This window comes from Pseudomonas sp. BIC9C (assembly GCF_034541995.1).
In the GTDB taxonomy this organism is placed as follows: Bacteria; Pseudomonadota; Gammaproteobacteria; order Pseudomonadales; family Pseudomonadaceae; genus Aquipseudomonas; species Aquipseudomonas fluorescens_CC.
This window is the reverse complement of the sequence record NZ_JAWDGM010000002.1, coordinates 1-25879: the sequence shown is the minus strand read 5'-3', so window position 1 is coordinate 25879 and position 25879 is coordinate 1. Positions and strand designations below refer to the sequence as shown.

Below are 25879 nucleotides of genomic sequence, written 5' to 3'. Positions count from 1 at the left end.
CTGTTGTTGTGGAAATGCCCTGCTGCATGACTGCATGCAGCAGGTCTTCCGCGGCTCATGTGATCGGCACGCTGCTGAGTTTATCCGAAATTGCTGCTGCGAAATCAGCAATCCGCCCTGGGTCAAATTTCAATCGGCAGGGTGTGTGAGTTTTCAATCAGCGCCAATAACTTCACCAAATCTGGGAGTCTTTTTCAGAGCTTCCCTAACGAATGACTACCGTCCATTCAACTTTCACAATCGCGGGTTAATTTTTGTGAATGAAATAAAGTTTAAACAAAATTATTACTACCTGTGACCCGCCCCCCGACTAATAAACAGCCAACCGGTAAGCCCACCCGACGGCACATCATTTGTTTGGGTACAAGGAGAGACGCCCCATGAGCACCCCGCTCCGTATCAACGAGGCACTTTTGATTGCAGGCCACGCATTCGAACCTTTTCAATGCGTCGCCTGGGCTCCGCAAGACGGTAATGGCGAACTGAGCCTGACCGTCATCGACCGGGCCAACACTCGTATTTGTCGCAAACAGATTCCAAGCAGTGCCTATTCCGACCCGGCGCAGCTGGAAAGCCTGCTGGAAGAGGTACGCGCCGAGTTGAGCCAGGAGGGCTTCAAGCTACAATCCTGGACAATGCCAGAGTAAGCATTCTCGCGGATCGCTACCTGTGATCAGCCTAATACTCCACTCTCACGACAATACAGATGAAATTAGATTTTATTGAGCCCCCGTTCGGCCATCGTAAGGTGTTGTTTTTCTGTACCTCCCCCGTTTTAGTTTCTGGAGAACGCTTATGCAACGCGTAGGCGTTCAGCAGAAAGTCATACGGGATCAGCCGGCTCTGAGAACGAGCCGGCTACAGCGTGCTGGAATGGTATCCAGGCGGGCAATACGGTTCGGGTTCACGGGCTCGCCCAAGCGGGCATTGCTGATCAGGCTTGATGGGATGCTACGGGACGTCACCGAATGACGGTGACAGACGGCCCGTTGCAGACCGTCGCTCCCACAGCAAGGTGATCAGGGTTTACGCGCAATGATCACCTGACTTTTCGCCACCACGGCATCCAGCGCCTGCTTGATCTGTGTGCCCCGTGGCGAAGCCAGGATCGCCTGCCAGGTATCCGCCCAGTGGTTCAGCAACGGATGGTCCGGGTTGCTGAAGTCGACCTTGGCTTCCCAGAACAACAGCATCCACATCGACCAGTAGAATCCGTACTGGCTGTGGCTGATCACTTCCAGACCGGCATCGCTGACCATGGCCTTGAACTGCTCTTCGCTGATGATGCGAATGTGGTTGGGCTTCTGGAAATATTCGGCCGCGGCGATATCTTTCTGCAGGTCTTCGGAGCTGGGGTGCGGGACGCTCAGCAGGTACAGCGCGCCCGGTTTGCCAACGCGCACCAGTTCAGCGAGGAACTGGGCCGGATCGTCCACGTGCTCGATGACCTCGGTCGACACCACCCGTGTGGCGGTCGCATCGGCAATCGGCAGCGGGTTGCAGTCGGTGACGTGGCATTCGACGTCGCGGGCCGGTGTATCGCTCAGGCGCTGGCGGGTTGCCTCGACCTTGGCCGCATCGATATCGGCAATGATGATCTTTGCCCCGCGCATCCCGCAGAAATGCACGTTGCCGCCGTCACCACAACCCACATCCAGCAGCGTGTCCTCGGGGGTCACCGGGAATCCGCTGAACAGTTCGCCGGTTTGCTGATTGAACCAGCCGCTGAGCATCGCGTCGTGCAGGCCGAGCATATAGGGGTCGACTTTCTCCGCCACGGGTGGCGCAGGCGGTGTCTCTGGCTGCACAGGCGCGGGCGTGCCCGCCGTGAGTTTCTTCAATAGGCTCAGCATGAGGTGGCTCCAGAGGATGGGACGGCTGTTCGGGAGGTGCCCAGGTGTTTGACCAGCGAGGCGCCGCGGTTGCGCATGGGCATTTCGATGTAGCGATAGTTGAGTTCGCTCAGCAGCACGATCAGGCCGCCAGCCATCAGCAACATCAGAATCGGATGGCTCGCCGGGCTGGGCAGCCCGGCAGCCTGTAAACGGAAAATGAATTCACGAACCAGCAAGTAGGCCGGGATATGGATCAAGTAAATCCCGTAGGAACGGCTGCCGACCCACGTCATCAGGTTCTTGAACACGCCGCGAGGCAGCAGGTAATCGTGGTTGTAGGACGCGATCCAGACCAGCACCGCGCACAGCACCGCAATCACGCCGATCCGGTAAGAAGTGAAGGTGAAACGATCCGTCGCCATGAAACTGAGCAGCAGCGACACCGCAATCAGTGCGGTAACACCCGCCCATGGACGACGCAAGAATGTTGGCTCCCAGCGCAGGTACGACGATTGCGTACTCCACATCGCCAACAGCACGCCAAGGGCCAGCGCGTCGGTGCGCACCACCATCAGGATCGGCGTGCGCAAGGTCAACAACTGCACGGCAACCAGCGCCAGCAAAGCCCACACCAGGTGTTTGCGAAACAGCACGATCAGCAACGGAAACAGCAGGTAGAACTGCTCTTCCAGCGACAGGCTCCAGTACACGAAACTGGTGCCGTACTCGTAGTGATAGAAGCTGTCGGCAAAGCGGAAATTGGCGTACTGCGCGACGCCGGCCAGGGTCGCCTGAATGTTCGCGTGCAGCGTGCCGAACGCGCCGGAGCTGTTGAGAAAAAGGCACGCCAGCAACATCAGCGCCAGCCATAACCAGGCCGACGGCAGCAAACGAAAGGCCCGGCGCAACCAGAAATTGCGCGTCTGTTGCCAATACTCCCGACGCGTTGTACAGCGGCGCAAGGCCGGGATCAGGCTGCGGGCAATGACGAAGCCCGAGATCGCGAAAAACAGATCCACACCCCACCACGGCTGGCTGTACAGCGTGATGCTCTGCAGCAATGGCACAGCCGCCGCGAACAGGCTGTCCTGCAGGTGATGAAACAGCACGCCAAGCACCGCAATGCCGCGCAGCAACTCGATGTCCATGATCCGTTTTTCGTTATTCATTCGCTCTCCTGGACATGAGGTTTGCGAGCAATGATCACCTGGCTCTTGGGCATGAACTGGTCCAGCATCCGCTTGATCGCCAACCCGTCGGGCTGGGCCAGCAAGTCCTGCCAGGTTTTCGCCCAGCTCTCCATCAGCGGCGGGTACGGCGCCTGAATCCGGTCGCGAACCGCACCACCCAGGTCTCGCCCGGCAGCCCGTTCACTGGCCCAGAAGAAAATCATGCCCATGACCCAGAAAAACCCGGATGCCTGACGATGCTCGATGACCAGGCCCGCGTCCTCCACCAGCGCGGCGAATCGCTCGGGGCTGAAAATCTGCACGTGGTTGGGCGATTGAAAGTAGCTGGCCGGGGCAATGCCTTTCTGCAAATGCTCGCCCACCGGAGATGGCACGCTCAGCAGGTACAGCGCACCGGGGCGGCCCATGCGCACCAGTTCGGCCATGAAGGGCTCTGGCTGATCGATGTGCTCGAGCACTTCCATGCACACGACTTTGCTGGCGCAGCCCTCGGCCAATGGCAGCGGCAAACTGTTGCTGACCAGCCCCAGGTTCGGTTTGTCCGATTGTGCGGCCACTTGCCGGGCAAGATCGCGCACCTTGTCGTGTTCACTGTCGGTGAAGATCACCGAAGCGCCCTGGCGGACTGCGAACAACGTCGCCACGCCTTCGCCGCAACCGACATCCAGCAGGGTGTCGTCGGCGGTGATGGCAAACCCCTTGAGCAATTCGCCGCTGTCCCCCGAAAACCAGCCGTCATGCATCGCATCGTGCAAGCCCACATCTCTTGGCGACACACGGGATTGCTCGACCGGCACAGGCGCAGGCTGGGGCTCGGGTTTCGTCTCAGCAAAGAAACGTCTGACCAATGCGCGAATCATGCCTCGGGGGTTTCCACGGCATGGTTCTCGAACAGGTGCTGGAAAAATACGCCGAGCCGCTGCTCGGCAGTGGCCTGGCTGCAGAACTTCCTGAGGCTGGCCACTGCATGCACGGACATCCGTGCATAACGCTCGGGATCACCCTTGGCCACGTCATAACTTGATTGGTAAGCCCTGCACAACGACGCCCAGTTGGTGACGTAGCGCAAGGTCCGAAACGCCCTGCGCGGGTCATGTGGCCAGGCCGTCAGCTCATCGGTGGAGTCGATCAGGAATGCATTATCGGCATCCAGATAATCGATCATCGCCGTGGTCCGTGGCGCCACGGCCGGTTTGCCACAGGACATGAACTCCATCAGCGGAAGACACTGGCCTTCGCCGTAGGAAGTGTTGACCACGTAACTCGTCGCTTGTACCAGCTGCTCATAGTCCGCGTCAGCCAGATAACCGTAAATCAACACGACCCGGCAGCGGTAGGACTGGTTTTTGTACAAGTGGTGAAGGATGTCGGTCAGCGCTGCTTCGGCATCGTGGTGCGTCAACTTGAGCACCAGCGTTGCGTCGTCCACCTCGCGAAACGTCACGCAAAAGGCACTGAGCATGTCTTCCCAATTCTTGCGCCCATCACCGGGGTTGAACACCGAGGTGTAGATCACACCATCGAGGACCAACTCGTGTTCACTCGGCAGGGCCTGGAAATCAATACCCACACCTTCGCGAGTTGCCACGGGGCCAAAGGCTCGCAAGTCGAGCTCGCGGCTGTCTGCCAGCAACCCCTTGAGCGTCAACCGCACCTGACTGGCCAGGGGCTGGCGTTGCAGGTGGGCGCCGCGCTCGGAAAACCGGTCCCATACCGGGGCCGGTACCGCGATGATCGGATAGTCGGCACCCATCGCCTCGCGCACCGCATTTACGGTGTAGCTGGAATGTGTAATCGCCGCACCCGCGGCCCGCAACACCGTGCGCCAGTCATTGAGCGGGTCACCGGCAAAGGGTTCGTTGGGGATGGTGCTGAATTCCCAGGCGAACACCGGCAGCGTCGGGCAGCTGAAATTGACCGGCGTGCGATGAGGCGGTGAGAACGACAGGAACACGCACGCTTCGCCACGGGACAAGCAGTCCAGGTACAAGGCATCGACTTCGGTCTGCGGGTCGCTGACTTCCACCACTCGCCCCAACCGTTCCAGTACGGGTCGGTACTCCTTGAGCACGAAGTAATAGCTGTACTCCGAGCGACCAAGGTTCTGGGCAATGGTGTGCTGGTTGGTTTCCGAATGAATGATGATCAGCATGAGGCGTTATCCGTCACGGTTGCTGTCGGTAAAGCCTGTGGCGCCAGCCCGAAGAAATCCGCCATGCGTTTCTGCACCGGGGCGAAAGCGCAGTAATCGTGCATGCGCTCGACGGCGGCGCGGGACATGCGCTGATACTCCAGCGGTTGTTCCTTGGCCAGACGGTAGCTGTCTTCGTAAGCGGTTTTCAGCGAGCCCCAATCCGGCCGGTAACGCAGGGTGCGGTAGATGATGCGAGTGTCCTGCGGCCAGATGGTCAGCTCTTCGCTGGACTTGACCACAAACGCCACGCGCTCATCGATGTAGTCTTCCATGGCCGTGTGATCCGGGGCAATCACCGGTTTACCGCTGGCCATGAACTCCATCAGCGGCAGGCACAGCCCTTCGCAGCGCGAGGCATTGACGTAGTAACTGGCGGCTTCGTACAGCCGGGCGTATTGCGGCTCGTCCAGGTAGCCGTGCATGACCACCACCCGACAGGCGAACGGAGAAAGCTGCGCGAGCAACGTCATCAGTTCGTCGTGGTAGGACGACAGATCGCTTTGGGTAATCTTCAGCACCAGCGTCGCGTCAGACATTTCGCGCAATGCCCAGCAGAATGCGCTGATCAGTTGATGCCAGTTCTTGCGACCGTCACGCGGGTTGAACACGGTGACGTAGACCACACCCTCAACCTGCGTTTCGACCCGGGTGGTGGTGTCTGGCCACTGCCGCGGTTCTGGCTCGGGTACGGCAATCGTCTGCGGGCCGGCGATGGCCGGCAGCCAGTCGGCGAGACGCTCATGGGCGGCTTGCGACAACAAGTCGCGAATCCCTTCCCAATACCACTGGCTTAGAAAATGCGTGCGATGCACCGGGACCGGCAGCGATTTACCTTTGTCCAGGCGCCACATATGCAGGTAATGGCGAGCAATCACAAAACGCCGCTTGAGCGTCAGCGGCGGTGGTTTCAATGCCTCCAGCTCGGCCTCGAGCGCCGCCAGTTCCTCGGCGGTCGGCACGACGGGAATCAGTGCTTCGGCGCTCAGCCCGAGTGTGCGTGTATCAAAGATGCAACCCTTGATGTCCAGGGTCGAGCCGGCGCTGATCGGGACGCTGGTATGGCGACTACGAATGTCGGCGAAGTTTTCCCACAACGGCGTCGGCAATACCAGTACCGGAAAGTCTTTGCCCATGCTCCGACGAATGGCCCGGGCGGTATGGCTGGAGAGTGTGATCACCCGGCCCTGCCGCGCCAGCATTTGCGTCCAGTCCTGGCGCGGATCGTTATCCCATTGTTCATCGGGAATCGAATCAAACTCCCAGGCCACCACGCAGATCGTCGGGCACTCAAGGTCGTTCGGGGTTTTCTGCGGCGGCGTAAAAGACAGGAACAGGCTGTCTTCGCCGGCGGCCAATAATTGTCTGTAGAGCGGATCGACCTCGGCGGTGGAGGACACCACATGCACTCGGCCAAGGCTTTCGAGTACTGGGCGATACGCCTTGAGCACGAAGTAGTAACTGTACTCGGGACGGCCGAGACTCTGGCTGATGGAGCTGTCGTTGACGTCGGAGTAAAGAATGAAATTCATGGTATCCCACGGTGACGCCGCCATCCCGGCGGCCTCACGCCATGACGGGGAGGACAGGGTTATAGCCAATGTTTACTGGCGCTCGTCCATCGTCTTCCTGCCCGTCGTCGTTCTTGTTTTAGTGGTCAGTTTCTCGCCGTTTCGAAGCGTCGCTGCCGAACCCCGGATAATCGTGACGAGGGGCATTCTAACCACATCCGTTGAGGATTCGTGAACCGCCCGGCGAGAATAAATCAGGCTACGCTGACGAGAACTGACCGGTCACGATGGGACCTGTTGAAATTGCCGGGCAAATGGCACAGATTGGCTACCAAACAACTACAACAAACATCTCATCCGTCTTTCGAGCGATCATATCGGCTCGCAAACCTTTCCATAAAGCCTGTGGAAACTGGATGAAATGCATGCCCAAGGGGTCGCTGTTTGAAAAAACGTCTGTTTGTCACGGGTCTGAGCGGATTCGTCGGACAACACATCCAATCGCGTTTACAGGCTGATGCCTCGGAATGGGAGCTTCTGCCTGTTCCTTGCCGCTACGATCTCGCTGCGCCGGACAGTCTCGAAGGCTTGTGGCCGCAAATGCCCGATGCGGTGATTCACCTGGCCGGCCAGACTTTCGTTCCGCAAGCCTTTCGTGATCCGGCGGGCACCCTGAATATCAATCTGCTGGGCACCCTGAACCTGCTGCAAGCCCTCAAGGCGCGCGGATTCAGCGGCACGTTTCTGTACGTCAGCTCCGGTGATGTCTATGGCCAGGTCACTGAAGCCGATCTGCCCATCACTGAATTGCAGCCACCCTGCCCGCGCAATCCCTATGCCGTCAGCAAACTGTCGGCAGAGTTCCTGAGTTTGCAATGGGGCCTGAGCGAAGGCTGGCCCGTACTGGTCGCCCGCCCGTTCAACCACATCGGCAGCGGGCAGAAAGACAGCTTCGTCATTGCCAGCGCCGCCCGTCAGATTTGCCGGATCAAACAAGGCCTGCAAGCGCCACGACTGGAAGTCGGGGACATCGACGTCACGCGCGATTTCCTCGATGTCGGGGACGTGGTCTCGGCCTACCTGGCCTTGCTGGAAAAAGGTACGCCGGGGCAGGTCTACAACATTTGCTCGGGGCGCGAGCAGAGCATTCGCAGTTTGATCGAGCAACTGGCAGATCTTGCCGAGGTCGACCTGCAACTGGTCCAGGACCCTGCGCGACTTCGCCGCGCCGATCAGCGTCGGGTGTGTGGCAGCCCTGCCAGGCTGACCCAGGCCACCGGATGGAAGTCTGAAATCACAACACAACAATCCCTGCGGGCGATCCTGTCCGACTGGGAGAAGCGAGTACGACAAGAATGACTAAAAGTGCATTGATCACGGGGATTACCGGCCAGGATGGCGCGTATCTGGCCAAACTGCTGCTCGACAAGGGTTACAAGGTCCACGGTCTGGTCGCGCGTCGCAGCAGCGATTCGCGCTGGCGTCTGCGTGAGATGGGGGTCGAAGCGGACATCGTCTACCTGGACGGCGACATGGCCGATGCCTGTTCAGTGCAGCGCGCGGTGATCAAGTCGGCGCCGGACGAGGTCTACAACCTCGCCGCGCAAAGCTTTGTCGCGGCCTCCTGGGATCAACCGGTGACCACCGGCATCGTCGATGGTCTGGGCGTTACCCACCTGCTCGAAGCGATCCGTCAGTTCAGTCCGCACACGCGTTTCTACCAGGCGTCCACCAGCGAAATGTTCGGCCTGATCCAGGCCGAGCAGCAGGACGAGAACACACCGTTCTATCCGCGCAGCCCTTATGGCGTGGCCAAGTTGTATGGCCACTGGATCACCGTGAACTACCGCGAAAGCTTCAACCTGCACGCCAGCAGCGGGATTCTGTTCAACCATGAATCACCGCTGCGCGGCATCGAGTTCGTGACGCGCAAAGTCACCGACGCCGCCGCCCGGATCAAGCAGGGCAAACAGCAGGAACTGCGCCTGGGCAACATCGACGCCAAGCGCGACTGGGGCTTTGCCGGGGACTACGTCGAGGCCATGTGGCTGATGCTGCAGCAGGACAAACCCGACGACTTCGTGGTGGCCACCGGCGTGACCACCACCGTGCGCGAGATGTGTCGGATCGCCTTCGATCATGTGGGCCTGAACTACCGCGACTACGTGAAGATCGACCCGGCGTTCTTCCGCCCGGCCGAAGTGGAAGTGTTGCTCGGCAACCCGGCCAAGGCCCAGCGTGTGCTGGGCTGGAAGCCAAAAACCGATCTGGATGCCTTGATCCGCATGATGATGGATGCGGACATGAAACGCGTTGCCAAGGAGTAGGCCATGCTGATTCCCGTGATTCTCTCCGGCGGTGCCGGGACAAGGTTGTGGCCGGTGTCGCGTGAAGGCCATCCCAAACCGTTCATGGTATTGCCTGACGGCCAGTCGTTGCTGGGCAAGACCTATCGGCGTGCCGCAGACCTGCTTGACGGCTGGGGTGATATCGTCACGGTGACCAACCGCGAGTACTACTTCCAGAGCAAGGATCACTTTCGGGACGCGCACCTTGGCCGCCATCGCGGGCACTTTCTGCTGGAGCCGACCGGCCGCAATACGGCGCCGGCCATTGCCGCTGCCGCCCTCTCCCTCCAGGCCCTGCATGGCGATGACGCGATCATGCTGGTCATGCCCGCCGACCATCTGATCGTCAATGTCGATGCGCTGAAGGACGCGGTCGAGCATGCCGTGACATTGGCCAGGGGCGGTCACCTGGTGACCTTCGGTGTGGTGCCGACCGCGCCGGAAACCGGTTTTGGCTACATTGAAGCCGGCACATCACTGGACGATAAAGGCGCTGCCAGCGTGCGGCGTTTCGTCGAAAAGCCCGACCTGCAAACCGCGACGCATTACCTGGAAAGCGGCAACTTCCTGTGGAACTCCGGGATGTTCTGCTTCTCGGTCGCCACCCTGCTGGCCGAACTGCAAACCCATTCGCCCGCTTTGCTGGAGCAGACAAAAACCTGCATGGCCGCCAGCGCCCCCGTGGAAAACGCCGGGAGCGTGCAACAGGAGCTGTCACCGGCGCTGTTTGGCGAAATCATGGACATTTCCATCGACTACGCATTGATGGAGCGCTCCGACAAGGTGGTTGTCGTGCCCGCCCGTTTCGACTGGAGCGACATCGGCTCCTGGGGTGCGGTAGCCGCACTGGTACCAGCGGATGCACAGAACAATCGCGCCGTCGGCGAGTCGATTTTCATCGACAGCCACAACAATTTCGTCCAGAGCGATAACCGTCTGGTCGCGACCGTGGGCGTGGATAACCTGATCATCGTCGACACCGCCGACGCGGTGCTGGTGGCCCACGCCGACCGCGCCCAGGATGTGCGCCGGGTGGCCCGGCAACTCAAGGATAAAGAGCACGAAGCCTATCGCCTGCACCGGACGGTCAGCCGCCCATGGGGCACCTACACCGTGCTGGAGGAAGGCCCGCGTTTCAAGATCAAGCGCATCGTGGTCAAGCCCGGCGCCAAGTTGTCGTTGCAGATGCACCACCATCGCAATGAACACTGGGTGGTGGTCGAAGGCATGGCCAAGGTCACCAACAATGGCACCGGCACTCACCTGGTGGCCAAGAACGAATCGACCTTCATTGCTGCCGGTCACAAGCATCGCCTGGAGAATCCCGGCGTGATCGACCTGGTGATCATCGAAGTGCAAAGCGGCGAATATCTGGGAGAGGACGACATCGTCCGCTTCGAAGATCAATACGGCAGGACGGTTTGAATGCTGCTTTCCCTTTACCGCACGCTGGGCAGCTATCGAGGGTTCATCCTCGGTAGCGTCCAGCGAGAGTTTCAGGCGCGTTATCGCAATTCGTTGTTCGGTGCCCTGTGGACCGTGCTCAATCCGCTGTCGATGATCATTGTCTACACCGTGATTTTTTCCCAGATCATGCGCGCGCGTTTGCCTGGGGTAGATGACGGCATGGCCTACAGCATCTACCTCTGCGCCGGGTTACTGACCTGGGGCCTGTTCGCAGAAATCACGGTGCGCAGCCAGAACATGTTTCTGGATAACGCCAACCTGCTGAAAAAAATCAGCTTTCCACGGATCTGCCTGCCGGTGATCGTGCTGTTGAATGCCGGTATCAACTTCGCGATCATCATCGGCCTGTTCCTCGGCTTCCTGTTGATCACCGGTCGCCTGCCGGGCCTGGCGCTGTTGGCGCTCATTCCGCTGCTGGCGTTACAGGTGATGTTCTGTGCCGGGCTGGGGATTATTCTTGGCGTATTGAATGTATTTTTTCGCGATGTCGGGCAATTTTTCGCCATCTGCCTGCAATTCTGGTTCTGGCTGACGCCAATCGTTTACCCGATGAGCATCCTGCCCGACTGGGTGCAGCGCCTGCTGCAACTCAACCCCCTGACCAACCTGATCACCAGCTACCAGAACATCTTCCTGTACGGCCAATGGCCCGTCTGGAGTTCGCTGCTGCCGATCATGATCGCCAGCGTGTTGCTCCTGGTCATCGGGCTGCGGCTGTTTCGGCAGAGGGTCGGTGAAATGGTGGATGAACTCTGATGGGGCACATACGCGTCACCGGCCTGGGCAAGGCCTATAAACAATACCCTACCCGCTGGAGTCGACTGGCTGAATGGCTGGTCCCGTTCTCGCCGATCCGCCATCGTCAGCATTGGGTGCTACAGGACGTGTCCTTCCAGATTGCCCCCGGAGAGTCGGTGGGTATCGTCGGGGTCAACGGCGCCGGCAAAAGCACCTTGTTGAAGATGATCACCGGCACCACCCAACCCACCTGCGGTTCCATTGAGCTCGAAGGCCGCGTCGCCGCCCTGCTGGAATTGGGCATGGGTTTTCATGCGGACTTTACGGGTCGGCAGAATGCAGTCATGGCCGGGCAGTTGCTGGGCATGCAGGTCGAAGAGATAGAAGCGTTGATGCCGGAAATCGAACGTTTCGCGGAAATTGGCGAGGCCATCGACCACCCGGTGCGCACCTATTCCAGCGGCATGCAAATGCGCCTGGCGTTCAGCGTGGCCACTGCACGACGCCCGGACATTCTGATCGTCGACGAAGCCCTGTCAGTGGGCGACGCCTACTTCCAGCACAAAAGTTTCGACCGTATCCGCAGCTTTCGCAAAGCCGGTACCACGCTGCTGATTGTCTCCCATGACCGCTCGGCGATTCAGTCGATCTGCGACTCGGCGATCCTCCTGGAAAACGGCCACATGGCCATGCACGACACCCCCGAAGCGGTCATGGATTACTACAACGCCCTGCTCGCCGCGCGTGAAGGACAGACCGTGCGCCAGGAAATGCTCTCCGGCGGCCAGGTCAGTACCATTTCGGGAACGGGTGAAGCCAGGATTCTGAACGTGCGTCTGCTCGACAAACATGAGCGGTCCATCGACGCCGCCGAAGTCGGCCAACCGGTCGTGCTGGAGGTGAATGTCGAAGTTCGCCAGGACATCGAGCGGCTGGTGCTGGGCTTCATGATCAAGGATCGCCTGGGCCAGGCCATGTATGGCATCAACACCCATCGCCAGGATCAGGCGCTGACCGATTTGCAGGCTGGCGAGCGCGTGACCTATCGCTTCGCTTTCGTCATGGGATTGGGCAAGGGTAACTATTCCGTGGCATTGAGCCTGTCACGCCTGGATTCGCACCTGGACCGCAACTTCGAGTGGCGCGATTACGGGTTGGTGTTCCATGTGATCAACAACCGTCAGGAAGATTTTGTCGGTTGCTCGTGGCTGGCCGCGAAGACCACCGTCACGCGCTCGAGCGCGCCGGTCACCTCGGGGAGTACGCCATGACGCGTCTTTTAGTGGAATGCACCCACGTATTCCAGCACCCCAAGGTCAATTCGGGCATTCAGCGGGTGGTGCGCAACGTCGTCAACCAGCTACCAGAATCGGTCGACGGTGTTCAATGCATACCGGTGGTGATGCTCAAGGGCAAACTCTATCGGGTGCTGATGCTCGGCGCGCTGAACATCCCGTTTTTCGATGCCATGATGATCTTTGGTGGACGACTTGGGCGCTTGGCTCACCGCTTCTGGCAACTGCATCAGCGCTTGCACAACCGAAGCAACTCGCGGGTGATCAAGCGTTTGCTGCACGTGGCCTACCGGGTGACAGCGGTCACCTGTTTCAGCCTTCCGCTGCGTGTGATCGAGGGCATCAACCAGTATCAACTGCCCAAACGCTGCGCACCGTTGCAGCATCAACCGGGGGATCAACTGGTGTTGCTGGATTCGTCCTGGCACACCGACTTTTTCCCGTTTGCCGAACAGCTCAAACGTGAAGGCGTGGGCATCGTTTCAGTGATCTACGACCTGATTCCCCTGACTCACCCGCAGTTCTACGACGCACGGCTGGTGCAGGTGTTCAACGAGTGGTTCGACTGGATCACGCAAACCGCCGATGGCTACGTGGCTATTTCCGCCACGGTGCGCGACCAGGTGCGAGAGGAGGTTCAGCGCCGCCTGGGCTCGGCCAAGGCCAATGCATTGTGGTTCGATTATTTCCACCTGGGCTCAGAACTCGATCTGAGCGAAGTCAGCGCCGCCGTGGAGCCGCGTCTTGCCCGGCTGTTCGCGACGCCGGAGCCGGTGTTCTTGATGGTCAGTACCATCGAGCCGCGCAAGAACCACGCCTACCTGCTGGACGCCTTCGAACGGGCCTGGGCGGCGGGCTCCAAGGCCCGGCTGTGCATTGCCGGGCGGGTAGGTTGGAAGTGCGATGCACTGCTGGCCCGGGTACGTAATCACCCGCAACTGAACCAACGACTGTTCATGTTCAACGACCTGAGCGACACCAGCCTCGAACATGCCTACACCCACGCCAGCTCACTGGTGTTTCCGTCTTTTGTGGAAGGCTTCGGCCTGCCGCTGGTAGAAGCCATGCAGCGTGGACTGCCGGCCATGGGCAGCGACATTGCGGTCTTTCGCGAAATCGGCGGCGAGTTCATGGCGTACTTCGATCTGGCCGAGCCACAAAGCCTGGCTGATCTGGTCATGGGGTTCGAGCGCAGCGGCCAGTTCCCGGCCACTCGCGACATCGCGGACTGGCGCTGGATCGGCTGGCGTGAAGCCAGTGCGCAATTGGCCGAACGCACCCTGCGCAATCTCCCGGATGTGCCGCTCGTACAAGAGAGGCAACATGCGCATTGCCCTTAACGCCCGGATTCTCCAGGCGCCGCGCACCGGCATCGGCCACTACGTCGCCGAACTGGCAAACGCCCTGGCGGGTGAACCGGATATTGAACTGGCACTGTTTCATGGCTGGGGCTGGAGCACTGTGCTGCCAGAAGCGGCCATGCCCGGTTATTCCCGGCTGACACCCTTGTTGCGGAAGATTCCCGGGGCCTATCAGGCCCGACGGTGGCTGGAACAGAAACGCTTCGATCAAGGCCGCGCGCAAGCCATCGACCTCTACCACGAACCGAGTCTGTGGCCGCTGTCGTTCGACGGCCCGACCGTCATCACCCTGCATGACCTGACACACCTGCACTATCCGGAAACACAGCCACCGGCGCGCTTGCGGGAAATCGAACGGCGCGTGGCCGACGGCGTGCAACAGGCCAGCCTGATTCTTACCGACTCGCAATTCATTGCCGACGAAGCCCGGGCACATTTCGGGCTACCGGCGCAGCGTTTCGTTGTCGCACCACTGGGTGTAGCCGCGCGTTTTCACCCGCGCCCACCCGAGGCTATCGACGCCGTACTCAAGACCCATGGCGTCGAAGCGCGGGAATACTTCCTCTGTGTCGGCACCCTGGAACCGCGCAAGAATCTGTCCTCGCCCTGCGCGCCCACGCCCGATTGCCGGAATCGGTCCGTCAGCGTTTTCCATTGCTGATCGTCGGCAATGGCCGGCTGGCAGCGCGAGCAGTTCAGCGAAGAATTGCACCAGGCCCTGGCCAGCGGGCATGTCTGTTTGCTGGGCTATCTGCCTGACGAGCACGTTGCGCAGTTGTTGGCCGGCGCCCGGGCATTGATTTTTCCGTCGCTATACGAAGGTTTTGGCCTGCCGGTGCTGGAGGCCATGGCCTGCGGCACCCCGGTCATTCTGACCCGACGCTCGGCCATGCCTGAAGTGGCAGGCTCTGCGGGCAACTATATTGAACCTGATGATCCCGACGGCTTGCGCAATGCAATGAGCCGTCTGATCGAGGATCCAGCGCATTGGCAGGCATGCCGGGAAGCCGGATTGCTACAGGCAAGGCTTTTTACCTGGGAACGCTGCGCGCAAGTCACGGCCAGCGCTTACCGCCAGGCTATGGGAGGTTGAATGCGAGTTCTTCATTTTTTCAAGACGTACCTGCCTGACTCGGTCGGCGGGATCGAACAGGTTATTTTCCAGTTGTGTGAAAGCGGTGCCCTGCACGGCGTTGAAGGCAAGGTGCTGACACTCAGTGCCGATCCGACACCGGCGGCGATGCAGATCGCTCACCATGAAGTCCATCGCGCCAGACTCGACATTCAGTTCGCCTCCACAGGGTTTTCCTGGAGCGTCTTCAAACAGTTTCGCGAGCTGGCGGCCGAGGCCGATGTGGTCAATTACCATTTTCCATGGCCGTTCATGGACCTGGTGCACTTCGCCAGCAACCTGAAAAAACCCAGCGTGGTGACATACCACTCGGACATTATCCGCCAGAAACACCTGCTCAGACTTTACCGGCCGCTGATGAACCGCTTTCTGCACAGTGCCGACCGGATCGTCGCTGCATCGCCCAATTACCTGCACACCAGCGATGTGTTGCAACAGTTTCAGCACAAGACCCAAGTGATTCCCTATGGATTGAACAAGGCAGGCTACCCACAGCCGGACAGCGATCGAATGGCTCACTGGCGGCAAAAGCTTGGCGACAAGTTCTTTCTGTTTGTGGGGGTGATGCGCTACTACAAAGGGTTGCACATCCTGCTCGACGCCCTGAAGGACCTGGATTACCCGACAGTGATTGTCGGTGCCGGCCCACTGGAAGCAGAGCTGCATGCCCAGGCGGCCGCCTTGGGCTTACGCAATGTTCACTTCCTCGGACGCCTGGGGGAGGAGGACAAGGTAGCGCTGCTGCAACTGAGCTATGCCATCGTGTTCCCGTCGCACCTGCGCTCCGAAGCCTTCGGCATTTCGCTGCTTGAAGGCGCGATGTATGGCAAACCGATGATCTCCAGTGAAATTGGCACTGGCACCAGTTACATCAACATCCATGACGAGACCGGGCTGGTGGCGCCGCCGAGCAATCCATCGGCGTTTCGCGAGGCGATGCGCACGCTTTGGGAAAACCCGGTGCTTGCTGCGCAAATGGGCGAGAAAGCGCAGGCCCGTTATCAAACCCTGTTTACAGCGGATGAAATGGGTCGCAAATGGACGACGCTGTACGAGGAACTGCTGGAAGAAAAAGCCCTCGCCTACGCATGACGCTTTTTCTTGCAGGAGCCGACTTGCCTCTGCTGCTGCTTTCCAACAGTGTTACGATCCCGCGACTGTAGATTTCCATGGCTTGCGCACTGCGTGTGCAAGCCGTCGACTCTCCCCATTGGCCCCTGACTTGCTGCTGAACGCCTATGCAACGCCTGCTCAATGACCGCCTGGACTGGAACCTGCTGCGCACCTTCGGGTGATTGGCCAGGAGCTGAGCATCAGCCGCGCCGCCGCGCGCCTGCACCTGACGCAACCGGCAGTGAGCCAGGCCCTCAAGCGTCTGGAAGAACAACTGGGCCGCCAACTGATTGCCCGTCGCGGGCCACGCTTTGCCCTGACCGAAGTCGGCGAGCAGATCTTCGCCCTGGCCGGGGAAATCTATGGGCAAATGTCCCAGGTCAGCAGCGTGCTGGAACAACCGGCCGACGAAGTGATCGGCAAAGTGCGGTTGCTGATCATCAGCCGGATCTTCTCCGAGCGCTTCGATGACTTCCTCGCCGACTTCCATCGCCAATACCCGCGAGTGGATCTGGAAGTCGATGTGATGCGCAGTTCCGACATCGTCAGTGCACTCCAGGAAAAAACCGCGACCCTCGGCCTGAGCCTCAATCGGCGCCCGCAGCCACGCCTGGAGCAGCGCTTGTTCCTGCGTCAGCGCTATGCGTTTTTCTGCGGCAAGCACCATGGGATGTTCGGCCAACAGGACGTCGCCGAAGGGGATTTGCAGCGGGAGAATTTTGTCAGTTTCACCAGCGACCAGATCGGCGGCATGCTGTCGCCGCTGACGATTTTTCGCGATCAGCAGGGCTTCAGCGGACGCATCGTTGCGTCATCGCCGAGCCTGGAAGAAGTCCGGCGACTGGTCATCGCCGGCTTCGGTATCGGCTGTTTGCCCGAGCACGTGGTGGCGGCCGACGTCGACGCCGGATTGCTCTGGCGCCTGCCGCCCCACGAGGGAATTGCCGATGTGGACATTCATTTGCTGTGGAACCGCGAACAGCGCATGAGCCGGGCCGAGACGATCTTTCTCGAAAGCCTGCAGCAACGGCTGACGGACTAAACGCGCAAGACTTGCGCCACCGGCTCACCGGCCTGCAAGCGTTCGAGCAAACGTGGCTCGGCGCGATCCGAGGCCAGCGCCTGCTCGATCACGGCCACCGCCGTTGCCGTGTCAAGAAACAACACGCCGTTGTCGTCCGCCAGCACCCAATCCCCCGGCTGCACCATCACGCCAGCGCAGTGGATGGGCTGATTGATGGCGCTGTCGCCGCGACCGTGCAGCTTGGTGGTCAACAGGCTGGTGCCTCGGGCGAATACCGGCAAACCGGCCTCGCGCAACTCCAGCAAATCGGTCACTGCGCCGTCCACCACAATAGCCACCGCCCCGGCACAGCGCGCCGCGCAACTGGTCACCGCACCGACCGGCGCGTGCCGATGATTGCCAGCGGTGTCGATCACCAGCACGTCGCCGGGCCTGATTTGCGCCAGGGCCTGGTTGACGGCGATGGCATCGGCGCCCACCAGTTTCAGGGTCAAGGCTCGGCCAACGACTTTCACATTGGGCACCATGGCCCGCAGTTGCGGATCGGCAAAACCCTCTTCGAGAAAATGCCCGAGGGTCGGAAAGCTCACGACCTTGAGCTGTTCGATCAGTAGCGACTCATCCATGTTGCGGCTCCCCGGCAATCAGTTCGGCAACGCAGTCGATCTCCAGCGACACGCCCCACAGGGCCACGCACACCGTGGTGCGCGCCGGTGGCGCATGGCCGAGGAACTCGCGGTACACGGCGTTGAACGGTTCCAGTTGCGCGGGATCGGTCAGGTAGGCATTGACCTTGATCACATGGCTGAAACCGGAGCCCGCCTCGATCAGGATCGCCTCCAGATTGCGCAAGGTTTGCCGCACCTGCTCGAGGAAATCAGCGGGCTGTTCGTTCAGACTGCCTTGGGCCGGAATCTGCCCGGCGGTGAACACCAGGTGGCCGCTGACCACGGCCTGGGAGTAAGGCCCGACCGGGCCGATGTAGCCAGGGGCTGATTGAATTCTGCGCATGTAGTAGAACTCCTGACGTCAGGCCGTAGCCGAATTGAAGGGTTTGCCGGAAGCCGGGGCGTCTGTCGGGACGATGCTCGGGATTTCGCTGATGTCTTTCTTGAAGGTTTCGGTCAGGAGCAACAGCGCCACCAGCGAAATCAACGCTGCGCCGATCATGTACCAGGCCACCGAAGAGCCTTTGCCCGTCGCGGCCAGCAAGGCCGTGGTGACAATCGGTGTTGCCGCGCTACCGAGCAGGCCGGACAACATGTAGCTGATGGACAACCCGGAATAACGCACCCGGGTGCCGAACAGTTCGGCGAGGAAGGTCGCGATCGGTCCGTAGTTGGCGGCGAACGCCGTCATCAGCAACAGATAACCGAAGACCACCATCGACAGCTCTTTGGTGTCCATCAGCCAGAACATCGGGAACGCCACCAGCGCTTCGGCGATGATGCCGCCGACAATGATCGGCTTGCGTCCGACACGGTCCGAGAGCGCGCCGAATACCGGCAGCATGACGATGCACCAGGCGCAGGACAGCAGCACCACACCAAGCATCACGCTGCGGCTGAAGCCGAGATTCTGTGTGCCATAAGTCAAACCGAACGCCACGATAATGTTGAACGAAGCGCCCGTGGACATGGTGGCAATACCGCCCAGCACCACTTGCTTCCAGTACTTGCGGAACACTTCCGCCAGCGGCATTTTCACTTGCACCTCAGCCTCCTTGACCTTGTTGAAGGCCGGGGTTTCCGAGATATTCAGGCGGATGTACAAGCCGACGGCGATCAGCAACACGCTGGCCAGGAATGGAATACGCCAGCCCCAGGCCAGCAGATCCTCAGGGGACAGCCACGCCGCGATCAACAGGAATGCCAGGTTGGCAATCATGGTCCCGGCCGGCACACCGATCTGCACCCAGGAACCGTACAAGCCACGCTTGTTGGCCGGTGCATGCTCCACCGCCATCAACACCGCCCCGCCCCATTCGCCACCCAATGCCAGGCCTTGCACGACCCTGAGCAGCAACAACAGGATCGGCGCCCAGATACCGATGGTGGCAAAGTCAGGCAACAAGCCAATGGCGAAGGTCGCCGCGCCCATGGTCAACAGCGAAATCAACAGCATCGATTTGCGCCCCAGGCGATCACCGAAATGCCCGAACAATGCTGCACCGACAATCCGCGCCAGATACGCCGAAGCGAAGGTGCCGAAAGCCAGCAGCGTTCCAATCAGCGGCACGAAATCCGGAAAGAACACTTTGTTGAACACCAGCGCCGATGCGGTGGCAAACACGAACAAGTCGTACCATTCCACGGTGGTGCCAATCACACTGGCCACTGCGACTTTTTTCATGCTGATTGCAACTTCCGGTGGTGCGCCGGTCTTTTCTGCGGACGATAGATCGCTCATCACTGTCTCCAGGAATTCATCAAGAACTCGTTATTTAATTGTTTTGACTGGCAGTAAAACGGTTGAGGCGAAGGTTGTTGTTATGGCTTACGGGAAGCTGGTTCCTGTAGGAGCGAGCCTGCTCGCGATGAACTCAAGAACACCGCGTTTAACCGGCAAACACGCGAAATCGTTAACGACCATCGCGAGCGGGCTCGCTCCTACAGGGGGTGTGTCAGTTCAATATCCCAATACTCGGTCGGCACAGTTGAGTAACGGCTCGCCAGCATTCAGACGACGGAAGTTCTCCGCCACTTGTTCGGCAATACAGTCATGGGAAGCCGCCGAAGCCATGTGCGGCGTAATGGTGACACCGGGCATGGTCCAGAGCCGGTGATCGACCGGCAGCGGTTCCTGTTCGAAGACATCCAGCAGCGCACCGCGCAATTGTCCTCTCGCCAATGCCTGTTCGAGATCGTCGATGTTCAGATGACCGCCCCGGCCACAGTTGACCAGTGCTGCGCCGTTGGCGAGTTGGTCGAAAGTGGCCCGGCCGAGGATGCCGCGGGTTTCGCTGGTGAGTGGTAACAGGTTGATCAGCAACTCGAGGCCGTCGAGAAACGGATTTAACGCATCAGCCCCGGCGAACGTACGCACACCCGGCAAGTCCTTGCTGCGCCGCGCCCAGCCGCGCACGTCATAACCGGCTGCGGCCAGGTCCAGCGCAATCGCGCTGCCCAGCGAGCCGAGCCCCATCATACCGACCTTGAACTGCCCCGCCGTCCGTTGCAGCGGCCGTTCCCAGCGTTGCTCCCGTTGTTGCGACAACACCTGATCGAAACCGCGGTGATAGTGGATCACCGCCCAGCGTACGTACTCGGTCATGCCCTGGCGGTGACCCGGATCGACCACGCGGCAGGTCGGCAGATCCGGGCATGAAGGATCGTGATCGAGGTGATCGATACCGGCGGCCACCGAATGAATCACCTGCAGGTTCGGCAAGGCGCCGAGACTGCCCGGCAAGGGAAACCAGCATGCCGCTATCTGTGCATTGGCTGCCCGCGAATCATCGGCCAGCACGGCAGTGAGCTGCGGCGCACTGCGGGCAAAGGCCGCCTGCAATTGCTTGAGCAGCAAGGTATCGCGGGACAACAGGACCACGGTATTGATGACGGCGCTCATGACAAGTAAGACTCGCGCTGGGATTCGATCAGGGTCAGGGCAGCCTCCCAGGCCAGGTCGATGATGTTGTCCTGCTCATCACGGTCAAACTGCTCGGCGGTGTGCGCGCAGACTTCCGGCGATGGGTAATGCAGTGCCGAACCACCGGCCAGCGCCTGCACCTGGGCCTGGCAGGCACGCTCCAGAAAATGGATCTCCTGGAACGCCTGGGCCACGCCCGAGCCACCCACCAGCAAACCGTGGTTGCGCAGGATCATCGCCCGGTGCGGACCGAGGTCGGCAATCAACCGCTCGCGCTCATCCAGCGACAGCGCGATCCCCTCATAGGTGTGATAGGCCAGCTTGCCGTAGAACTTCAGCGCGTGCTGACTGATCGGCAGCAAGCCTTGCTTCTGCGCCGCGACCGCCATGCCGGCTGCCGTGTGGGTGTGGATCACACAGTTCAGGTCCGGACGCGCCATGTGGATCGCCGAGTGAATCACGAAGCCGGCGGCATTGACCCGATGGCCTGCGTACTCCGGATCGACCACCCGCCCTTCCTGATCGATGCGCACCAGGTCGGAGGCGCGCATGCGGTCGAAGATCACCCCGTAGCGGTTGATCAGGAAGTGGTGCTCGGGTCCCGGAATCCGCAGGGTGATGTGGGTGTCGATCAGGTCGGTCATGCGAAAGTGCGCGACCAGTCGATACAGTGCAGCCAGTTCGCAACGGGCTTGCCATTCAACCGGGTCGATGTGTGCAGGTTTACTCACGAATACACCTCTTTGGCAGCGTGGGAGACGACCGGGTTGGCGCGCAGGCGGGCCAGGCCGCAAACACCGATCAGGGACAGGGCCGAGAGCAAGGTGAAGAACACCGCCAGCGGCAACCATTGTCCGGAGAACTTGCTGGCCAGCAGAGTGCCGATCAGCGGCGTGGTGCCTCCGGCCACAGCGCAAGCCAGTTGATAGGCGATGGAAATGCCCGAGTAGCGCAGGTGCACCGGGAAAGCCTGGGTCATGTAGCCGGCGATCACCGCGTACAGGGCCGAAAGAATCACCACGGCCAACGCGATACCGAGCGTCATCAACAGAATGTTCTGCGTGCCCACCAGCAGGAACATCGGGTACGGCGTGAGCATGCACAGCAGCGCGACCCATTTGAGAAAACGCCCTTCGCCGATACGTTCAGCCAGCAACGCCGAGACCGGTTGCGAGAGCAACTGGATGAGGGTCACCAGAAACAGGCAATCAAGAATCGTCGAACGGGCAATGCCCTGATATTGGGTGACGTAGGTGATCATGAAAGTGTTGGTGAAAAAGAACCCTGCCGAGCCGATGGTCACTGCCGCAGCAGCGAACAGGATCTGCCGCCAGCAGGTGCGAATCACGTCCATCACCGGGTATTTGGCGGTCTCGTTGTTGTCCTGGACCTTGGCGAATTCCGGCGACTCGTGAACCCCGGAACGGATCAACAGGCCGACCATCATCAACACGCCACTGGCGAGGAACGGCAGGCGCCATCCCCAGGCGAGGAACTCCTCTGGCTCAAGGGACGTCACCAGGCGGAAAGCGATCAGTGCCAGCAACAAGCCGGCGGGGCTGCCGAGTTGGGCGAACGAGGCGTAGAACGTCTTGCGCCTGGCCGGCGCATGTTCGCTCGCCATCAACACCGCCCCACCCCACTCGCCACCGACCGAAATGCCCTGGATCAACCGCAGCACGATCAGACCGATCGGCGCCCAGATACCGACGCTGGCATAGCTCGGCAACAGGCCGATGCCCGCGGTGGCGATGCCCATCAAGGCCATGGTCACCAAGAGCATTTTCTTGCGCCCGAGACGATCGCCCAGATGCCCGAAGACCATCCCGGCCATGGGCCGCGCAATAAAGCCGACAGCGAAACTGCCGAAAGCCGCGAGGGTACTCATGACCGGGTCGCTGCTGGGGAAGAACACCTGCCCGAGGACCAGCGCCGCCGCGGTGGCGTAGATGTAAAAGTCGTAGAACTCGATGGTCGTGCCAATGAAGGCAGCGGCCGCGGCTCGGCGCGGTTGGGGAGTAGTGTGCATGCAAGGACCCTGTGTACTTATAGTTTTGGGCAGGTGTTAAGGCTGGTGACGGTTGCACTCTATGGCGCTTGTGGGCTTTATCGCTTCCGTGCCAGGATTAGTCAATTTTCAAATCCTTATCTTTACTATTAGCACTGCTACTGCATGAGGTTTTATGCCCTCCACTTCCAACCCGTGGGTCGGCCGACGCTTTCTCAATGACCGCCTCGACTGGAACCTGCTGCGCACCTATCTGGTCATCGGCCAGGAAGGCAGCATGAGCCGCGCTGCCGCGCGCCTGCACATCACCCAGTCGGCGGTCAGCCAGGCGTTGAAACGGCTGGAGGAACAACTGGAATGCGTGTTGATTGCCCGCAGTGGACGACGCTTTGACCTGACAGAAACCGGGGAAGAAGTCCTGCGCATAGCGGCGGATATCTATGGTGATATTTCACGTCTGGGAACAGTGGTGGAGAGCCGTCACGACGACGTGGTGGGCAAGATCCGCATCCTTACCGTCAGCGGTGTGCAGGCGCGGCATTACGATGATTTCCTCGCTGACTTCCATGAGACTCACCCGAAAATCGAGTTGGAAGTCGAGGTGATGGGCAGTTCGAACATCATCAGTTCGCTGCTGCAAAAGACTGCGACCATCGGCGTCGGCCTGTGCCGTTTGCCACAGCCACGGCTGGAACAGCGGGTGCTGTTTCGCGAGACCTACGCTTACTTTTGTGGCCAGCGTCACCGATTGTTCGGTCAAGAGAACCTGGCCCTGGAACAACTGGCGGCGGAAAACTTCGTCAGCTTCACCAGCGATCAATTGGGCGGCAATCTTTCACCCCTGACGCTGTTCCGCGATCAGCAGGGCTTCACCGGCAAGATCGTCGCCTCATCCACCAGTTTCGAAGAAATTCATCGCCTGATCTGCGCGGGTTACGGCATCGGCGCCTTGCCCACGCATCTGGTGCGCCGGGATGTCGAGCAAGGCCTGCTCTGGCGCTTGCCGCCGGAAGACGGCGTGGTGGATTTCGATATCCAGTTGCTGTGGAATCGCGAACAGAAAATGAGCCAGGCCGAAACGGTGTTCCTCGAGAGCTTCCAGCACATGCTCAGCATCCGTGAGCCGGAGCTGTGAAGCTTTGATGAATCAGACGTGAGGATCGCCCGGCGCCTTGCTCGGCACGGCGTACTGCGGCTTCAGGTGCCCGTCCTGATCGAGTAGCCAGGCGTCCATGATCTGCCGTACGACCGGTCCGGCGACACGACCACCCGCCTCGCCGTTTTCGATCATCACCGAAATCACGATCTTCGGGTGCTCGGCAGGGGCGAATCCGACGAACAAGGCATTGTCGCGGTTACGCTCACGGGTTTTCTCCCGGTTGTAGCGCTCGCCCTGCTTGATCGCCACCACTTGCGCGGTACCACTCTTGCCGGCAATACGGTATTGCGCGCCCGCGGCGGCGGCGCGGGCAATCCCGCGGGCGTCGTGCATCACCATCTGCATGCCATGGTTGACCTGCTCCCAGTCACGCGGATCCTTGAGCAGAATGTTCGGCATCGGATGCTCATCCACCGGCGCGATACCGTCCACGGTCTTGGCCAGGTGCGGGCGATTCCACACGCCTTTGTTGGCAATCAGCGCCGTGGCCTGGGCCAATTGCAGCGGCGTGACCTGCATGTAGCCTTGGCCGATACCAAGAATCACCGTCTCGCCAGGAAACCACGCCTGACGACGCGTGGCGCGCTTCCAGGCCTGGGATGGCATCAGGCCGGGGGATTCTTCATTCATGTCCAGGGAGACTTTCTCACCCAGTCCGAACATCGCCATGTAGTCGTGCAGGCGATCGATCCCCAGCTTGTGTGCGAGGTCATAGAAATAGGTGTCGTTGGAACGCATGATCGCGGCATCCATATCCACCCAGCCATCGCCGCTGTGGTTCCAGTTGCGGTACTTGTGATCGAAATCCGGCAGTTGGTAATAACCGGGGTCGAACACACGGGTCTGTGGCGTGACGACACCCGCGTCGAGGCCGGCGATTGCCACTTCCGGCTTGATGGTCGAACCCGGCGCGTAGAGCCCGCGCAGCACACGGTTGAACAGCGGTCGGTCGACGGAGTCGCGTAGCGTGGAGTATTCCTTGGAGCTGATACCGGTGACGAACAGATTGGGATCGAAACTCGGGTTGCTGACCATGGCCAGCACTTCACCGGTCGACGGATCGAGTGCGACCACCGAGCCGCGACGATCGCCCAGGGCCTGTTCGGCGGCTTCCTGCAGCTTGACGTCGAGACTCAGGACAATGTTTTCACCCGGCACCGGATCAGTGTGCTTGAGCACTCGCAGCACGCGGCCCTGAGCATTGGTTTCGACCTCCTCATAACCGACATGGCCGTGCAGCTGCGCCTCGTAGAATTTCTCGATCCCGGTCTTGCCGATGGATTGGGTACCTCGATACTCGACCGTATCCAGAGCCTTTGACTCTTTCTCGTTGATACGTCCGACGTAGCCGACCGAATGAGCGAAGTGCTCGCCCAACGGATAGTGTCGAACGAATTGCGGCTCGACTTCGAGGCCCGGCAAGCGGAACTCGTTGACGGCGAGTACGGCAATCTGTTCTTCGCTCAGCTCATAGAACAGCGTCACGGGTACGAAGGGGTGACGTGCCTGCTTCATCACCTTATCAAACTGCGAGCGGTCTTCAGCGGGCAAGTGCAGGAGATTGACCACTTCGTCCAGCTCCGCGTTCACATCGGTGGCGCGCTCGCGGGTGATGGTCAGATTGAAGCTGGGACGGTTGTCAGCGAGGAGTACGCCGTTGCGGTCATAGATCAATCCGCGGGTAGGCGTAATCGGCAGGACATGCACGCGATTGTTTTCGGAGATGGTCGAGTGATAGTCGAACTCGACCACCTGCAGGACGTACAGGCGAACCACTAGAGCACAGGTAATGGCGGCAACGAACAAGGCGCAGGCCATCAGCCTTTTGTTGACCAGGCGTGTTTCTTTCTCGTGGTCCTTGATCGGTATCGGCTCAGGCACTTGTGCAGCAACTCTTTGAAAAGAATGCCGATCCG

The 25879-nt window shown here is 60.2% G+C and carries 21 protein-coding genes and 2 pseudogenes; 11 read left to right on the top strand and 12 right to left on the bottom strand.

The window, feature by feature from the left end; genetic code table 11:
* Nucleotides 1–380: 380 nt before the first annotated feature.
* On the top strand, nucleotides 381–647 hold the full coding sequence (locus RS887_RS10330; protein ID WP_322615301.1) for a hypothetical protein: 267 nt from the start codon (nucleotides 381–383) through the stop codon (nucleotides 645–647).
* A gap of 372 nt (nucleotides 648–1019) precedes the next feature.
* Here the strand turns inward: RS887_RS10330 and RS887_RS10325 are convergent, their stop codons facing one another.
* From RS887_RS10325 to RS887_RS10305, 5 genes are read right to left on the bottom strand one after another with little or no spacing between them, the layout of a single operon-like run.
* Entirely contained in the window at nucleotides 1020–1853 is an 834-nt protein-coding gene (locus RS887_RS10325) for a class I SAM-dependent methyltransferase (RefSeq protein ID WP_322615300.1), read from the bottom strand.
* Complete coding sequence (locus RS887_RS10320; RefSeq protein WP_322615299.1) at nucleotides 1847–3004, bottom strand: acyltransferase; 1158 nt, start codon at nucleotides 3002–3004, stop codon at nucleotides 1847–1849. Before RS887_RS10320 ends, RS887_RS10325 begins: the two co-directional genes overlap by 7 nt.
* Nucleotides 3001–3885: a class I SAM-dependent methyltransferase gene (locus tag RS887_RS10315; RefSeq protein WP_322615298.1), complete on the bottom strand. Its 885-nt coding sequence runs from the start codon at nucleotides 3883–3885 to the stop codon at nucleotides 3001–3003. The genes RS887_RS10320 and RS887_RS10315 overlap by 4 nt, the downstream gene beginning before the upstream one ends.
* The gene (locus tag RS887_RS10310; RefSeq protein WP_322615297.1) at nucleotides 3882–5177 is read right to left on the bottom strand and encodes a glycosyltransferase; all 1296 of its coding nucleotides are present in this window, start codon (nucleotides 5175–5177) and stop codon (nucleotides 3882–3884) included. Before RS887_RS10310 ends, RS887_RS10315 begins: the two co-directional genes overlap by 4 nt.
* Nucleotides 5171–6748, bottom strand: a complete 1578-nt coding sequence (locus RS887_RS10305) for a glycosyltransferase (RefSeq protein ID WP_322615296.1) — start codon at nucleotides 6746–6748, stop codon at nucleotides 5171–5173. Before RS887_RS10305 ends, RS887_RS10310 begins: the two co-directional genes overlap by 7 nt.
* 423 nt (nucleotides 6749–7171) lie before the next feature.
* On the opposite strand from RS887_RS10305, the gene RS887_RS10300 reads away from it, so the two are divergent.
* The 9 genes and pseudogenes from RS887_RS10300 to RS887_RS10260 all read left to right on the top strand — a co-directional run bounded on the left by RS887_RS10300 (nucleotide 7172) and on the right by RS887_RS10260 (nucleotide 17223).
* Complete coding sequence (locus RS887_RS10300; RefSeq protein ID WP_322615295.1) at nucleotides 7172–8086, top strand: GDP-mannose 4,6-dehydratase; 915 nt, start codon at nucleotides 7172–7174, stop codon at nucleotides 8084–8086.
* Nucleotides 8083–9054 (top strand): GDP-mannose 4,6-dehydratase, encoded by a 972-nt coding sequence (gene gmd, locus RS887_RS10295; protein ID WP_015094126.1) that lies wholly within the window; start codon nucleotides 8083–8085, stop codon nucleotides 9052–9054. Before RS887_RS10300 ends, gmd begins: the two co-directional genes overlap by 4 nt.
* A 3-nt stretch (nucleotides 9055–9057) precedes the next feature.
* Complete coding sequence (locus tag RS887_RS10290) at nucleotides 9058–10500, top strand: mannose-1-phosphate guanylyltransferase/mannose-6-phosphate isomerase (RefSeq protein ID WP_322615294.1); 1443 nt, start codon at nucleotides 9058–9060, stop codon at nucleotides 10498–10500.
* Nucleotides 10501–11298 carry an ABC transporter permease gene (locus RS887_RS10285; protein ID WP_322615293.1) on the top strand — a complete coding sequence of 266 codons (798 nt, stop codon included), beginning with the start codon at nucleotides 10501–10503 and terminating at the stop codon, nucleotides 11296–11298.
* Nucleotides 11298–12551, top strand: a complete 1254-nt coding sequence (locus RS887_RS10280) for an ABC transporter ATP-binding protein (RefSeq protein ID WP_322615292.1) — start codon at nucleotides 11298–11300, stop codon at nucleotides 12549–12551. Before RS887_RS10285 ends, RS887_RS10280 begins: the two co-directional genes overlap by 1 nt.
* The gene (locus RS887_RS10275) at nucleotides 12548–13915 is read left to right on the top strand and encodes a glycosyltransferase family 1 protein (RefSeq protein ID WP_322615291.1); all 1368 of its coding nucleotides are present in this window, start codon (nucleotides 12548–12550) and stop codon (nucleotides 13913–13915) included. The genes RS887_RS10280 and RS887_RS10275 overlap by 4 nt, the downstream gene beginning before the upstream one ends.
* Nucleotides 13899–15029: pseudogene (locus RS887_RS10270) on the top strand (glycosyltransferase family 4 protein). Before RS887_RS10275 ends, RS887_RS10270 begins: the two are co-directional and overlap by 17 nt.
* Complete coding sequence (locus RS887_RS10265) at nucleotides 15030–16160, top strand: glycosyltransferase family 4 protein (protein ID WP_322615290.1); 1131 nt, start codon at nucleotides 15030–15032, stop codon at nucleotides 16158–16160. It abuts the pseudogene before it with no gap.
* Between the two features lie 146 nt (nucleotides 16161–16306).
* Nucleotides 16307–17223: pseudogene (locus RS887_RS10260) on the top strand (LysR family transcriptional regulator).
* On the opposite strand, the gene RS887_RS10255 reads toward RS887_RS10260, so the two are convergent.
* The 6 genes from RS887_RS10255 to RS887_RS10230 all read right to left on the bottom strand — a co-directional run bounded on the left by RS887_RS10255 (nucleotide 17220) and on the right by RS887_RS10230 (nucleotide 22825).
* A complete protein-coding gene (locus RS887_RS10255) occupies nucleotides 17220–17831 on the bottom strand; it encodes an RraA family protein (RefSeq protein WP_322615289.1) in 612 nt (203 codons plus the stop codon). The pseudogene RS887_RS10260 and the gene RS887_RS10255 sit on opposite strands and share 4 nt — an antisense overlap.
* Nucleotides 17824–18216 (bottom strand): RidA family protein, encoded by a 393-nt coding sequence (locus RS887_RS10250; RefSeq protein ID WP_322615288.1) that lies wholly within the window; start codon nucleotides 18214–18216, stop codon nucleotides 17824–17826. Before RS887_RS10250 ends, RS887_RS10255 begins: the two co-directional genes overlap by 8 nt.
* Nucleotides 18217–18234: 18 nt before the next feature.
* Nucleotides 18235–19614 (bottom strand): MFS transporter, encoded by a 1380-nt coding sequence (locus tag RS887_RS10245; protein ID WP_322615287.1) that lies wholly within the window; start codon nucleotides 19612–19614, stop codon nucleotides 18235–18237.
* Nucleotides 19615–19833: 219 nt separating this feature from the next.
* Nucleotides 19834–20775 carry a glyoxylate/hydroxypyruvate reductase A gene (locus tag RS887_RS10240; protein ID WP_322615286.1) on the bottom strand — a complete coding sequence of 314 codons (942 nt, stop codon included), beginning with the start codon at nucleotides 20773–20775 and terminating at the stop codon, nucleotides 19834–19836.
* Nucleotides 20772–21527: a class II aldolase/adducin family protein gene (locus tag RS887_RS10235; protein ID WP_007988289.1), complete on the bottom strand. Its 756-nt coding sequence runs from the start codon at nucleotides 21525–21527 to the stop codon at nucleotides 20772–20774. The genes RS887_RS10240 and RS887_RS10235 overlap by 4 nt, the downstream gene beginning before the upstream one ends.
* Nucleotides 21524–22825 carry an MFS transporter gene (locus RS887_RS10230; RefSeq protein WP_322615285.1) on the bottom strand — a complete coding sequence of 434 codons (1302 nt, stop codon included), beginning with the start codon at nucleotides 22823–22825 and terminating at the stop codon, nucleotides 21524–21526. The genes RS887_RS10235 and RS887_RS10230 overlap by 4 nt, the downstream gene beginning before the upstream one ends.
* Nucleotides 22826–22979: 154 nt before the next feature.
* Between RS887_RS10230 and RS887_RS10225 the strand changes: the two genes are divergently transcribed.
* Nucleotides 22980–23939: a LysR family transcriptional regulator gene (locus RS887_RS10225; RefSeq protein ID WP_322615284.1), complete on the top strand. Its 960-nt coding sequence runs from the start codon at nucleotides 22980–22982 to the stop codon at nucleotides 23937–23939.
* A gap of 12 nt (nucleotides 23940–23951) precedes the next feature.
* Here the strand turns inward: RS887_RS10225 and mrdA are convergent, their stop codons facing one another.
* The gene (mrdA, locus tag RS887_RS10220) at nucleotides 23952–25844 is read right to left on the bottom strand and encodes a penicillin-binding protein 2 (protein ID WP_322615910.1); all 1893 of its coding nucleotides are present in this window, start codon (nucleotides 25842–25844) and stop codon (nucleotides 23952–23954) included.
* Nucleotides 25845–25879: the final 35 nt, after the last annotated feature.